This is a genomic window from Comamonas sp. 7D-2 (assembly GCF_022749555.1).
GTDB lineage: Bacteria > Pseudomonadota > Gammaproteobacteria > Burkholderiales > Burkholderiaceae_C > Comamonas > Comamonas thiooxydans.
Genome location: NZ_CP094238.1, coordinates 1,244,142 through 1,256,703 on the forward strand (window position 1 = coordinate 1,244,142; position 12,562 = coordinate 1,256,703).

Genomic DNA, 12,562 nt, shown 5'->3' on the forward strand with positions numbered 1-12,562 from the left:
CTGAGGAAACACGATGATCGAAGGCGTGATGAAGGAAGGCTTCGTCACCACCAGTTATGACACGGTGGTGAACTGGGCCAAGACAGGGTCGATCTGGCCCATGACATTTGGCCTGGCCTGCTGTGCGGTGGAGATGATGCACGCAGCAGCTGCCCGCTATGACATCGGTCGCTTCGGCTCCGAAGTGTTCCGTGCCAGCCCCCGCCACTCTGACCTGATGATTGTTGCCGGTACGCTGTGCAACAAGATGGCTCCCGCGATGCGCAAGGTGTACGACCAGATGTCCGAGCCGCGCTGGGTAATTTCCATGGGCTCCTGCGCCAATGGTGGCGGTTACTACCACTACAGCTACTCGGTGGTGCGTGGTTGCGACCGCATTGTTCCCGTCGACGTCTATGTGCCTGGTTGCCCCCCGACAGCGGAAGCGCTGATCTACGGCATCATCCAGCTGCAGCAGAAGATTCGTCGTACCCACACCATCGCTCGCGTTTAAAGGGCTGAGATGACTGCAATTGCAATTCACCCCGAGAAGCTTCGGGATGTGGTTACTGCTGCCTTGGGTGACAGGGTGCGCTCCGTCACTCTGGCCTATGGCGAAGTGACGGTGGAAGTATCCGCTGACAAGTATCTGGACGTGATGCAGATTCTGCGCAATGCCCCGGACTGCCAGTTCGAGATGCTGCTGGATCTGTGCGGCGTGGACTATTCCACTTATGCGGAAGTCGGCAAGGACGGTCCGCGTTTTGCCGTTGTATCCCACCTGATGTCTCTGACGTTGAACCAGCGCCTGCGTGTGCGTGTGTACTGCGCCGACGACGACTTCCCCGTGGTGGCCTCGATCAACCCCATCTGGAACTCGGCCAACTGGTTCGAGCGCGAAGCCTTCGATCTGTTCGGCATCGTGTTCGAAGGTCACGAAGACCTGCGTCGTATCCTGACAGACTATGGCTTCATCGGCCATCCATTCCGCAAGGATTTCCCCCTGTCCGGTCACGTGGAAATGCGCTACGACGCCGAACAGCAACGTGTGGTGTACCAGCCCGTCACGATCGAGCCTCGCGAAATCACGCCGCGCATCATTCGTGAAGAAAACTACGGCGGAGGCCTGCACTAAAGGCGCACGTCGCCTTTTGACGGAAGACCATGGCTGAAATCAAGAACTATTCCCTGAACTTTGGTCCGCAGCACCCGGCAGCGCACGGTGTGCTGCGTCTGGTGTTGGAGCTCGATGGCGAAGTGGTGCAGCGCGCCGACCCGCACATCGGTCTGCTGCACCGCGCGACCGAAAAGCTGGCCGAAAGCAAGACCTATATCCAGTCGCTGCCCTATATGGACCGCCTGGATTACTGCTCGATGATGAGCAACGAGCACGCTTACTGCCTGGCCATTGAAAAACTGATGGGCATCGAAGTGCCCATCCGTGCCCAGTACATCCGTGTGATGTTCTCGGAAATCACCCGCATCATGAATCACCTGATGTGGCTGGGTTCCTCGGGCAACGATGCCGGCAGCTCGACCATCCTGATCTACAGCTTCCGCGAGCGCGAAGCGCTGATGGACATGTACGAAGCAGTGTCGGGTGCGCGTATGCACGCGGCTTACTTCCGTCCCGGTGGCGTGTATCGCGACCTGCCGGACAGCATGCCCCAGTACAAGGCCAGCAAGGTGCGCAATGTGCGCTCCATGGAGGCTATGAACGAAGACCGCAAGGGCTCGCTGCTGGACTTCATCGATGCTTTCACGCAGCGCTTCCCCAAGTGTGCGGACGAGTACGAAACCCTGCTCACCGACAACCGCATCTGGAAGCAGCGTAACGTCGGCATCGGTGTGGTGTCTGCTGAGCGCGCCATCAATCTGGGTCTGACCGGTCCCATGCTGCGTGCCTCGGGCCTGCCCTGGGACATGCGCAAGACCCAGCCCTACGAGGTCTACGACAAGCTGGACTTCGATATTCCGGTGGGTGCCACGGGCGACTGCTACGACCGCTATCTGGTTCGCATGGCCGAAATGCGCGAGTCCAACAAGATCATCAAGCAATGCGTGGACTGGCTGCGTGTCAATCCCGGCCCGGTGATCACGGACAATCACAAGGTTGCGCCCGCAAGCCGTGAAGCCATGAAGTCCAACATGGAAGAGCTGATTCACCACTTCAAGCTCTTTACCGAAGGCTTCAAGGTTCCCGAAGGCGAGGCTTACGCTTCCGTCGAGCATCCCAAGGGTGAGTTCGGCATTTATTTGATCAGCGATGGTGCCAACAAGCCCTATCGACTGAAGATTCGTCCACCAGGATTTGCGCACATGGCTGCTCTCGATGAACTGAGCCGTGGCCATATGCTGGCTGACGCCGTGATGGTGCTCAGTACCCTGGACATCGTGTTTGGAGACGTTGACCGATGATTACCGAAGCGACCAGAGAACGCTTTGCGCGTGAGGTGGCAAAGTATCCGGCTGACCAGAAACAGTCTGCCGTCATGGCTTGCCTGTCTATCGTGCAGCAGGAGCAGGGCTGGGTCAGCCAGGAAAGCGAGGCAGTGATTGCCGAAGTCCTGGGCATGGCCGAGATTGCGGTGCACGAAGTCACCACTTTCTACAACATGTACAACCAGCAACCCGTTGGCAAGTACAAGCTCAATGTCTGCACCAATCTGCCATGCCAGCTGCGTGACGGCTACAAGGCCTTGCACCACCTGGAGCACAAGCTGGGCATCAAGATGGGCGAGACCACCAAGGATGGCCTGTTCACGCTGCAGCAGTCCGAGTGCCTGGGCGCCTGCGCCGATTCGCCCGTGATGCTGGTCAACGACCGTTGCATGTGCAGCTTCATGAGCAATGAAAAGCTCGACGAGCTGGTCGACGGCCTGCGCGCAGCGGAGGGCAAGGCATGAGCACGATTCTGAACAATCCTGCCGCCAATGCCGTGCTGGCCAAGTTCGCATCGACCGGCAATGAAACCTGCTTCCACGACCGTCACATCAATCCCCAGATCTATGCGGATCTGAACGGCAGCAACTGGTCCATCAAGGACTATGAAGCACGCGGCGGCTATCAGGCCCTGCGCAAGCTGTTGGGCAAGGATGGCGGCGAAGGCCTGACGCAAGATCAGGTCATCGCGACGCTCAAGGAATCCGGTCTGCGCGGCCGTGGCGGTGCGGGCTTCCCCACGGGCCTGAAGTGGAGCTTCATGCCACGCCAGTTCCCCGGTCAGAAGCACCTGGTCTGCAACTCGGACGAGGGCGAACCCGGTACCTGCAAGGACCGCGACATTCTGATGTTCAACCCGCACATCGTGATCGAAGGCATGATCATTGCCGCTTTCGCGATGGGCATCAGCATCGGCTACAACTACATCCACGGCGAGATCTTCGAAGTCTATGAGCGCTTCGAGGCGGCCCTGGAAGAAGCCCGTGCGGCCGGCTACTTGGGTGACAACATCCTGGGCAGCAGCTTCAGCTTCCAGCTGCATGCCCACCATGGCTTTGGCGCCTACATCTGCGGCGAAGAAACCGCGCTGCTGGAATCGCTGGAAGGCAAGAAGGGTCAGCCCCGCTTCAAGCCGCCATTCCCCGCCAGCTTCGGTCTCTACGGCAAGCCCACGACCATCAATAACACCGAGACTTTTGCGGCCGTTCCCTGGATCATCCGCAACGGTGGCCAGGCCTATCTGGAATGTGGCAAGCCCAACAACGGCGGCACCAAGATCTTCTCGGTCAGCGGCGACGTGAACCTGCCCGGCAACTACGAAGTTCCCATGGGCACGCCTTTCAGCAAGCTGCTGGAGCTGGCCGGCGGTGTGCGCACCGGACGCAAGCTCAAGGCCGTGATCCCCGGCGGCTCTTCGTCGCCCGTGCTGCCTGCCGACATCATCATGGACTGCACGATGGACTATGACTCCATCTCCAAGGCCGGCTCCATGCTGGGTTCGGGCGCCGTGATCGTGATGGATGATTCGCGCGACATGGTCGAGTGCCTGCTGCGTCTGTCGTACTTCTATTCGCACGAGTCCTGCGGCCAGTGCACGCCCTGCCGTGAAGGCACGGGCTGGCTGTGGCGCGTGGTGAACCGTATTCAGCACGGCGAAGGCCGTCCGGAAGATATCGAGCTGTTGGACTCGGTATCCGTGAACATCATGGGCCGCACGATCTGTGCGCTCGGCGACGCGGCAGCCATGCCGGTTCGCGCCATGATCAAGCACTTCCGCCACGAGTTCGAAGCGAAGATCCAGAACGCTTCCAAACAGGCAGCATGAGCGCCTGATCGCGAGACAAGCATATGGTTGAAATTGAACTGGACGGAAAAAAGGTCGAGGTGACGGAAGGCAGCATGGTCATGCATGCAGCCGAGAAGGCCGGCACCTACATTCCTCACTTCTGCTACCACAAGAAGCTATCCATTGCGGCCAACTGCCGCATGTGCCTTGTGGATGTGGAAAAGGCTCCCAAGCCCATGCCCGCCTGCGCCACGCCAGTGACGCAAGGCATGATCGTGCGCACCAAGAGCGAGAAGGCCATCAAGGCACAACAGTCGGTGATGGAGTTCCTGCTCATCAATCACCCGCTGGACTGCCCCATCTGCGACCAGGGCGGCGAATGCCAGCTCCAGGATCTGGCAGTGGGTTATGGCAGCAGCTCTTCGCGTTACGAAGAAGAAAAGCGCGTGGTGTTCCACAAGAACGTGGGGCCGCTGATTTCCATGGAGGAAATGAGCCGCTGCATTCACTGCACACGTTGCGTGCGCTTTGGCCAGGAAGTGGCCGGCGTCATGGAACTGGGCATGATTCACCGCGGCGAGCACTCCGAGATCACCACCGTGGTGGGCGATAGCGTGGACTCCGAGCTGTCGGGCAATATGATCGACATCTGCCCCGTGGGCGCGTTGACCAGCAAGCCCTTCCGCTACAGCGCCCGTACCTGGGAACTGTCGCGCCGCAAGTCGGTGGCTCCCCATGACTCCACAGGCTCCAACCTGATCGTTCAGGTCAAGAACCACAAGGTCATGCGCGTTGTGCCCTTCGAGAACGAAGAAGTCAACGAATGCTGGATTGCCGACCGCGACCGCTTCTCCTATGAAGCGCTGAACAGCGACGAACGCCTCACCAAGCCCATGCTCAAGCAGGGCGGCGAGTGGAAGGAAGTCGACTGGCAGACCGCCCTCGAATATGTGGCCAACGGCCTGCAGCAGATCAAGAGCAACCATGGCGCCAGCGCCATCGGCGCTCTGGTCAGCCCTCACAGCACAGTGGAAGAGCTGTTCCTGGCCGGCAAGCTGGTGCGCGGCATCGGTAGCGAGAACATCGACTACCGTCTGCGCAATGCCGAGTTCGCTGCCACGCAAGGCGTGCAGTGGCTGGGTCTGCCCATCGCTGCATTGAGCAATCTGCAGTCCGCTCTGATCGTGGGCTCCAACCTGCGCAAGGACCATCCGCTGTTCGCACAGCGCATTCGCCAGGCTGCCAAGAAGGGCTGCAAGGTCTTCGCCATCAACGATCGCATCCATGACTGGGCCTTGCCCGTCAACGCATCGGTGGTCGCTGCCGGCGACTGGGCTCAGGCTCTGGCCGATGTGGCCGCTGCCGTGGCCGAAGCCAAGGGTGTCTCGGCACCCGTGGCCGGTCAGGCCCATGACGAAGCCAAGGCGATTGCCGCTGCATTGCTGGCCGGCGAGCAAAAGGCCGTGCTGCTGGGCAATGCCGCAGCGCACCATGCTCAGGCTTCTGCACTGCTGGCTCTGGCCAGCTGGGTTGCCGAACAGACCGGTGCTGCCGTGGGCTATCTGACCGAAGCCGCCAACACCGTGGGCGCGCAATGGGTCAAGGCCATGCCTGCTGGCAACGGTCTGAATGCGGCTCAGATGATTGACGGTGGCCTGAAGGCTGCCATCTTGCTGAACAACGAGCCCGAGTTCGACAGCGCTGCTGGCAAGGCCGCCATCGCTGGTCTGAACAAGGCCGAGATGGTGGTGACTCTGAGCCCCTTCAAGGCCAATCTGGAATTCAGCGATGTGCTGCTGCCCATTGCTCCGTTCACGGAAACCTCGGGCAGCTTTGTCAACGCCGAAGGCCGTCTGCAGAGCTTCCACGCCGTGGTCAAGCCTCTGGCCGACACGCGTCCCGCATGGAAGGTGCTGCGCGTACTGGCCAACCTGATGGGTGTGCCGGGCGTGGACTATGAGACGTCGCAGGACGTGCTGGCTGAGGCCACCGGCGGCGCTGCCCAAGTGCCAGCCAATGTGCTGAGCAACGCGGCCCAGGCCGTGAGCGCAGTGCCCGCCGGCAATGTGACTGCGCCTGCAGTCGCCAGCATTTACCAGCTCGACAGCATCGTGCGCCGCGCTACGTCGCTGCAATTGACGGCTGACGCTCGTCAGGTTCGTGAGGGAGGCGCCGCATGATCGACGCATTGAAAGCCTGGGGCGCGGGCCTGTCCGCCGCTCCTTTCTGGACCGATGTGGCCTGGCCCGTCATCTGGATTCTGCTCGGCATCGTGGCCATCGTGGCTCCCCTGATGGGTGCCGTGGCCTACCTCACGCTGTGGGAACGCAAGCTGCTGGGTTTCATGCAAATCCGTCTGGGCCCCAACCGCGTGGGTCCCTCGGGTCTGCTGCAGCCTCTGGCTGACGGCCTGAAGCTGCTGACCAAGGAACTGATTCAGCCCACGGCAGCTGCCAAGGGCCTGTTCTATGTGGGCCCCGTCATGGCCATCATGCCGGCCCTGGCGGCCTGGGTGGTGATTCCCTTTGCCCCCGATGTGGCCCTGGCCAACGTGAATGCAGGTCTGCTGCTGCTCATGGCCATCACTTCCATCGAAGTCTATGGCGTGATCATTGCGGGCTGGGCTTCCAACTCCAAGTACGCCTTCCTGGGCGCGCTGCGTGCCTCGGCCCAGATGGTGAGCTACGAAATCGCGCTGGGCTTCTGCTTCCTGGTGGTCATCATGGTCACGGGCAGCATGAACCTCTCGGCCATCGTGATGAGCCAGGGTCAAGGTCAGTTCGCATCCATGGGCATGAGCATCCTGTCCTGGAACTGGCTGCCCCTGCTGCCCATCTTCATCGTCTACCTGATCTCGGTCGTTGCCGAAACCAACCGTCACCCGTTTGACGTGGTCGAAGGCGAAGCCGAAATCGTGGCAGGTCACATGGTCGAGTACTCGGGCATGGGCTTTGCGGTCTTCTTCCTGGCCGAATACGCGAGCATGTGGCTGGTCTCCATCCTGGCCGTGATCATGTTCCTGGGCGGCTGGTTGCCTCCGTTCGACTTCCTGGGTTTCATCCCCGGTTGGATCTGGCTGGCGATCAAGACCTTCCTGGTGGTGTCGTGCTTCATCTGGATTCGCGCTACCTTCCCGCGCTTCCGTTATGACCAGATCATGCGTCTGGGTTGGAAGATCTTCATTCCCGTCACCCTGGTGTGGCTGGTGGTTGTGGGTGCTTGGCTGTACTCGCCCTGGAACATCTGGAAATAAGCGGAGTACGTATGTCTGCAGTAGCTGCAACACCTTTCTCCTTCAAGGATTTCCTCAAGAGCTTCATGCTCTGGGAACTGGCCAAGGGCATGGCCCTGACTGGCCGCTACACCTTCCGTCGCAAGATCACGGTGCAGTTCCCTGAGGAAAAAACACCTCAGTCGCCACGCTTCCGTGGTCTGCACGCCCTGCGCCGTTACGAAAACGGCGAAGAGCGCTGCATTGCCTGCAAGCTTTGCGAAGCCGTGTGCCCTGCCATGGCCATCACCATCGAGTCCGATGTGCGTGACGACGGCTCGCGCCGTACCACGCGCTATGACATCGATCTGACCAAGTGCATCTTCTGCGGCTTCTGCGAAGAAAGCTGCCCGGTGGACTCCATCGTGGAGACGCACATCTTCGAATACCACGGCGAAAAGCGCGGTGATCTCTACTTCACCAAGGACATGCTCCTGGCAGTGGGTGACCGTTATGAAGCCGAGATCGCTGCCAACAAGGCAGCAGATGCCAAGTACCGCTGAAGCGGCTCCTTGATCACTTGAAAAGATTCGATCCATGGACGCCAAAACTGGTTTTTTCTATCTGTTCTCGGTCGTGCTGCTGTTTGCAGCCTTCCGGGTTGTCACGGCTCGCAACCCTGTGCACGCCGTGCTCAATCTGATTCTGGCCTTCTCGCAGGCTGCCGCCATCTGGCTGCTGCTCAAGGCTGAATTCCTCGGCATCGCTCTGGTGCTGGTCTATCTGGGCGCTGTGATGGTGCTGTTCCTGTTCGTGGTGATGATGCTCGATATCCGTATCGACTCCATGCGCCGCGGTTTCTGGAAGCATTTCCCGTTCGCCGCCCTGATCGGTGTGCTGATCGCCTTTGAAATGGGCATGGTGCTGATGGGCGGTTTCGGTGATGTCGAAGACGCCAAGGCTGTTGGTGCGACCATGGTCAATGCCGCCGGCCAGACCGTTCCTTACTCGAACACACAGGCTCTGGGCAAGCTGCTGTACACGGAATACCTGTATCCCGTGGAAATTGCGGCCGTGATCCTGCTGGTGGCCATGATTGCCGCAATTGCCCTGACGCTGCGCAAGCGCAAGGACAGCAAGGCCATGAACCCTGCAGATCAAATTCGTGTACGCGCCTCTGACCGCATCAAGCTGGTCAAGGTCGACAGCACCAAGCCTGCACAAAAACCTGACGCTGAAGCCGCGGCTGCAGCGCCTGCTGTGGAGACAAAAGCATGACGCTGACTTTGGGCCACTTCCTGACGCTGGGTGCCATGCTGTTTGCACTCTCCGTGGTTGGCATCTTTCTGAACCGCAAGAACCTGATCGTCTTGCTCATGGCCATCGAGCTGATGCTGCTGGCCGTGAACATGAACTTTGTCGCGTTTTCCAGCTATCTGGGCGACATGCACGGCCAGGTGTTCGTGTTTTTCATCCTGACAGTGGCTGCTGCTGAATCGGCCATCGGTCTGGCGATCTTGGTGCTGCTGTTCCGTAACAAGACAAGCATCGATGCGGAAGATCTCAACGCCCTCAAGGGTTGAGTCCGCCGTAACTTGCAAGGTTCTCAAGAAATGAGTCAAACCCTTTCTGCATCCATGCTGCTTGCGGTGCCGTTGGCACCGCTGGTCGGCTCCGCACTCGCGGGTATCTGGGGCACGGCCTTTGGCGGCAACAAGATTGGTCGCACCGGCAGCAGTTCCCTGACGATTCTGAGCGTGCTCCTGGCCTTCGTTCTGTCGGCCCTCACGTTCAAGGCTGTCGTGTTCGACGGCGCAAAGTTCAACGAAACCATCTACACCTGGATGGTTGTCGGTGGCCTGAAGATGGAAGTCGGTTTCCTGATCGACTCCATCACGGCCATGATGATGTGCGTGGTGACCTTTGTGTCGCTGATGGTTCACATCTACACCATGGGCTACATGGAAGAGGATGACGGCTACAACCGTTTCTTCTCCTATATCTCGCTGTTCACCTTCTCCATGTTGATGCTCGTGATGAGCAACAACCTGCTGCAGCTGTTCTTCGGCTGGGAAGCCGTGGGCCTGGTGTCCTATCTGCTGATCGGCTTCTACTACAAGAAGCCTACGGCCATCTTCGCGAACCTGAAGGCCTTCCTGGTCAACCGCGTGGGTGACTTCGGCTTCATTCTGGGTATCGGCCTGATTGCTGCCTACACCGGCACGCTGAACTACTCTGAAATCTTTGCCAAGCTGCCAGAGATCCAGAACACCCAGCTGCCCGGTACGGGCTGGCTGCTGGTGACCGTGACTGCCATCTGCCTGTTCATCGGCGCAATGGGCAAGTCGGCACAGTTTCCGCTGCACGCTTGGCTGCCGGACTCCATGGAAGGCCCCACGCCTATCTCCGCGCTGATTCACGCAGCGACCATGGTGACGGCTGGCATCTTCATGGTGTCGCGCATGTCTCCTCTGTATGAGCTGTCGGATGTTGCGCTGAACTTCATCCTGGTGATCGGCTCCATCACAGCGCTGTTCATGGGTATCCTGGGCATCATCCAGAACGACATCAAGCGCGTGATTGCGTACTCCACGCTGTCCCAGCTGGGCTATATGACCATCGCTCTGGGTGTGTCGGCCTACTCGGTGTCCGTGTTCCACCTGATGACCCACGCCTTCTTCAAGGCGCTGCTGTTCCTCGGTGCCGGCTCCGTCATCATGGGCATGCACCACAATCAGGACATCCGCTGGATGGGCGGCGTGCGCAAGTACATGCCCATCACCTGGATCACCTTCCTGCTGGGTAACCTCGCGCTGATCGGCACGCCGTTCTTCTCGGGCTTCTACTCCAAGGATGCCATCATCGAGGCGGTTCACGCTTCCAACCTGCCTGCTGCCGGCTTTGCCAATTTTGCAGTTCTGGCCGGTGTGTTCATCACGGCTTTCTACTCCTTCCGTCTGTACTTCATCGTCTTCCACGGCAAGGAGCGCTACGACCAGAACCCCGATGCCCACCATGATGACCACCACGGTCATGACGACCACGGCCATGGCCATGATGCCAAGCCCCACGAGTCGCCTCTGGTGGTGACCGGTCCTCTGGTGCTGCTGGCCATTCCTTCGGTGGTGATCGGTGCGATTGCGCTGATGCCCATGCTGTTTGGCGACTTCTTCAAGGGCGTGATCCACGTCGATGGCTCCAAGCATGGCGCCATGGCCGAACTGGCCGAGAAGATCCACGGCTGGGTGCCCATGGCACTGCACGGCTTCACGGCTGCACCGTTCTGGCTGGCTCTGGCCGGTGTGGTGGTGTCCTATGTGTTCTACATGGTCAAGCCCGAGATTCCTGCCGCCATCATGGCTTTCTCCAAGAAGATTGGTCTCTACCAGGTTCTGGAAGGCAAGTACGGCGTGGACTGGGTGTACGAGAACATCTTCGCCCGCGGCTCCCGTGCCTTCGGTACCTTCTTCTGGAAGGCCGGCGATCAGGCCATCATCGATGGCGCCATCGTGAACGGCTCCTGGAAGCTCATGGCCAAGTTCGGTCAGTGGGTGCGCGGCCTGCAAACAGGCTATCTCTATCACTACGCGTTGGTCATGCTGCTGGGTATCGTTGCCCTCATGACGTACTTCGTGTGGCTCAACAAGTAGTAGGGGAAGAACAAAAATGGGTTTGTTGAGTCTTTCTATCTGGGTGCCGATTGCTTTTGGCGCCCTCCTGCTGGCCTTCAGCAAAGAAGGGCAGGCCAACGCGGTGCGCTGGCTGGCACTGATCGGCGCGCTGATCGGTTTTGCGGTGACCATTCCTCTGGTCACCGGCTTCGACACCACGACTGCCAATATGCAGTTTGTGGAGAACGCGCTCTGGATTGAGCGCTTCAACATCCACTACCACCTGGGCGTGGATGGCATCTCCATGTGGTTTGTGCCGCTGACGGCCTTCATCACCGTCATCGTGGTGATCGCCTCCTGGACCAACATCACCGAGCGCGTCAACCAGTACATGGCCGCTTTCCTGATCCTGTCGGGTCTGATGATCGGTGTGTTCGCGTCTCTGGATGGCATGCTGTTCTATGTGTTCTTCGAAGCGACTCTGATCCCGATGTATCTGATCATCGGTATCTGGGGTGGTCCGAACAAGATCTACGCAGCCTTCAAGTTCTTCCTGTATACCTTGATGGGCTCGCTGCTCACACTGGTCGCTCTGATCTATCTGTACACCCAATCGGGCGGCAGCTTCGAGATCCTGGACTGGCACAAGCTGCCCCTGTCCGGTACCGCACAGACGCTGATCTTCTTCGCCTTCTTCGCCGCTTTTGCGGTGAAGGTGCCCATGTTCCCGGTCCACACCTGGCTGCCTGACGTTCACGTTGAAGCTCCTACCGGCGGTTCCGCCGTGCTGGCCGCCATCATGCTGAAGCTGGGTGCCTATGGTTTCCTGCGCTTCTCTCTGCCCATTGCTCCCGATGCGGCGCATGAGTGGTCGGGCCTGATGATCACGCTGTCGCTGATTGCCGTGATCTATGTGGGTGTGGTGGCTCTGGTGCAAAAGGACATGAAGAAGCTGGTAGCTTATTCGTCCGTGGCTCACATGGGCTTTGTGACCCTGGGCTTCTTCATGTTCAACAACCTGGGCATCTCCGGTGGCCTGGTGCAGATGATTGCCCACGGTTTCGTGTCCGGCGCCATGTTCCTGTGCATCGGCGTGCTGTACGACCGCGTTCACTCCCGCGAAATCGCCGCTTACGGCGGTGTGGTCAACACCATGCCCAAGTTCGCTGCCTTTGCCCTGCTGTTTGCCATGGCCAACTGCGGTCTGCCTGCAACCGCCGGTTTTGTCGGCGAGTGGATGGTGATCCTGGGTGCCGTGCAATACAACTTCTGGATTGGTCTGGGCGCTGCAACCGCTCTGATCTTCGGCGCTGCCTACACCCTGTGGATGTACAAGCGCGTGTACCTGGGTGCCGTGGCCAACGACCATGTGGCTGAACTCAAGGACATCAACTGCCGCGAATTCCTGGTGCTGGGCCTGCTGGCCGCGGCCGTGCTGGTCATGGGTCTGTATCCCAAGCCCTTCACCGATGTGATGGATGTGTCTGTGGCAGAGCTCATCAAGCATGTGGCTGTGAGCAAGCTCAACTGACC

At 59.5% G+C, this 12,562-nt stretch carries 12 protein-coding genes; all 12 read left to right on the forward strand.

All coding sequences use genetic code 11. From position 1 onward, the window contains the following. The first annotated feature begins 13 nt into the window (after positions 1 to 13). The 12 genes from MPZ60_RS05640 to MPZ60_RS05695 are packed head-to-tail and all read left to right on the forward strand — an operon-like array spanning position 14 to position 12,560. Entirely contained in the window at positions 14 to 493 is a 480-nt protein-coding gene (locus MPZ60_RS05640; RefSeq protein ID WP_003057832.1) for an NADH-quinone oxidoreductase subunit B family protein, read from the forward strand. Between the two features lie 9 nt (positions 494 to 502). Beyond that, positions 503 to 1,114: an NADH-quinone oxidoreductase subunit C gene (locus MPZ60_RS05645; RefSeq protein ID WP_012837316.1), complete on the forward strand. Its 612-nt coding sequence runs from the start codon at positions 503 to 505 to the stop codon at positions 1,112 to 1,114. Between the two features lie 29 nt (positions 1,115 to 1,143). Further along, entirely contained in the window at positions 1,144 to 2,397 is a 1,254-nt protein-coding gene (locus MPZ60_RS05650; RefSeq protein ID WP_003076498.1) for an NADH-quinone oxidoreductase subunit D, read from the forward strand. Next, the gene (gene nuoE / locus MPZ60_RS05655) at positions 2,394 to 2,885 is read left to right on the forward strand and encodes an NADH-quinone oxidoreductase subunit NuoE (protein WP_003057829.1); all 492 of its coding nucleotides are present in this window, start codon (positions 2,394 to 2,396) and stop codon (positions 2,883 to 2,885) included. The genes MPZ60_RS05650 and nuoE overlap by 4 nt, the downstream gene beginning before the upstream one ends. Further along, positions 2,882 to 4,246: an NADH-quinone oxidoreductase subunit NuoF gene (gene nuoF / locus MPZ60_RS05660; protein WP_003064388.1), complete on the forward strand. Its 1,365-nt coding sequence runs from the start codon at positions 2,882 to 2,884 to the stop codon at positions 4,244 to 4,246. The genes nuoE and nuoF overlap by 4 nt, the downstream gene beginning before the upstream one ends. Positions 4,247 to 4,269: 23 nt before the next feature. Next, positions 4,270 to 6,387 carry an NADH-quinone oxidoreductase subunit NuoG gene (gene nuoG, locus MPZ60_RS05665; protein ID WP_034359793.1) on the forward strand — a complete coding sequence of 706 codons (2,118 nt, stop codon included), beginning with the start codon at positions 4,270 to 4,272 and terminating at the stop codon, positions 6,385 to 6,387. After that, positions 6,384 to 7,460, forward strand: coding sequence for an NADH-quinone oxidoreductase subunit NuoH (gene nuoH, locus MPZ60_RS05670; protein WP_003057825.1), 1,077 nt, complete (start codon positions 6,384 to 6,386; stop codon positions 7,458 to 7,460). The genes nuoG and nuoH overlap by 4 nt, the downstream gene beginning before the upstream one ends. A gap of 11 nt (positions 7,461 to 7,471) precedes the next feature. Next, positions 7,472 to 7,981 carry an NADH-quinone oxidoreductase subunit NuoI gene (gene nuoI / locus MPZ60_RS05675; protein ID WP_003057824.1) on the forward strand — a complete coding sequence of 170 codons (510 nt, stop codon included), beginning with the start codon at positions 7,472 to 7,474 and terminating at the stop codon, positions 7,979 to 7,981. 34 nt (positions 7,982 to 8,015) lie between these two features. After that, positions 8,016 to 8,696 carry an NADH-quinone oxidoreductase subunit J gene (locus MPZ60_RS05680; protein WP_003076492.1) on the forward strand — a complete coding sequence of 227 codons (681 nt, stop codon included), beginning with the start codon at positions 8,016 to 8,018 and terminating at the stop codon, positions 8,694 to 8,696. Then, entirely contained in the window at positions 8,693 to 9,001 is a 309-nt protein-coding gene (gene nuoK, locus MPZ60_RS05685; RefSeq protein WP_003057821.1) for an NADH-quinone oxidoreductase subunit NuoK, read from the forward strand. The genes MPZ60_RS05680 and nuoK overlap by 4 nt, the downstream gene beginning before the upstream one ends. Positions 9,002 to 9,031: 30 nt before the next feature. Continuing rightward, complete coding sequence (gene nuoL, locus MPZ60_RS05690) at positions 9,032 to 11,068, forward strand: NADH-quinone oxidoreductase subunit L (RefSeq protein ID WP_177340986.1); 2,037 nt, start codon at positions 9,032 to 9,034, stop codon at positions 11,066 to 11,068. A 16-nt stretch (positions 11,069 to 11,084) separates the two neighbouring features. After that, the gene (locus MPZ60_RS05695) at positions 11,085 to 12,560 is read left to right on the forward strand and encodes an NADH-quinone oxidoreductase subunit M (protein ID WP_003064396.1); all 1,476 of its coding nucleotides are present in this window, start codon (positions 11,085 to 11,087) and stop codon (positions 12,558 to 12,560) included. Positions 12,561 to 12,562: the final 2 nt, after the last annotated feature.

Coding starts and splice junctions, on each gene's coding strand:
- nuoF (WP_003064388.1), top strand. CDS start 2,882: ATGAGCACGATTCTGAACAATCCTGCCGCCAATGCCGTGCTGGCCAAG.
- nuoG (WP_034359793.1), top strand. CDS start 4,270: ATGGTTGAAATTGAACTGGACGGAAAAAAGGTCGAGGTGACGGAAGGC.
- MPZ60_RS05695 (WP_003064396.1), top strand. CDS start 11,085: ATGGGTTTGTTGAGTCTTTCTATCTGGGTGCCGATTGCTTTTGGCGCC.
- MPZ60_RS05645 (WP_012837316.1), top strand. CDS start 503: ATGACTGCAATTGCAATTCACCCCGAGAAGCTTCGGGATGTGGTTACT.
- MPZ60_RS05680 (WP_003076492.1), top strand. CDS start 8,016: ATGGACGCCAAAACTGGTTTTTTCTATCTGTTCTCGGTCGTGCTGCTG.
- MPZ60_RS05640 (WP_003057832.1), top strand. CDS start 14: ATGATCGAAGGCGTGATGAAGGAAGGCTTCGTCACCACCAGTTATGAC.
- nuoE (WP_003057829.1), top strand. CDS start 2,394: ATGATTACCGAAGCGACCAGAGAACGCTTTGCGCGTGAGGTGGCAAAG.
- nuoK (WP_003057821.1), top strand. CDS start 8,693: ATGACGCTGACTTTGGGCCACTTCCTGACGCTGGGTGCCATGCTGTTT.
- nuoI (WP_003057824.1), top strand. CDS start 7,472: ATGTCTGCAGTAGCTGCAACACCTTTCTCCTTCAAGGATTTCCTCAAG.
- nuoL (WP_177340986.1), top strand. CDS start 9,032: ATGAGTCAAACCCTTTCTGCATCCATGCTGCTTGCGGTGCCGTTGGCA.
- MPZ60_RS05650 (WP_003076498.1), top strand. CDS start 1,144: ATGGCTGAAATCAAGAACTATTCCCTGAACTTTGGTCCGCAGCACCCG.
- nuoH (WP_003057825.1), top strand. CDS start 6,384: ATGATCGACGCATTGAAAGCCTGGGGCGCGGGCCTGTCCGCCGCTCCT.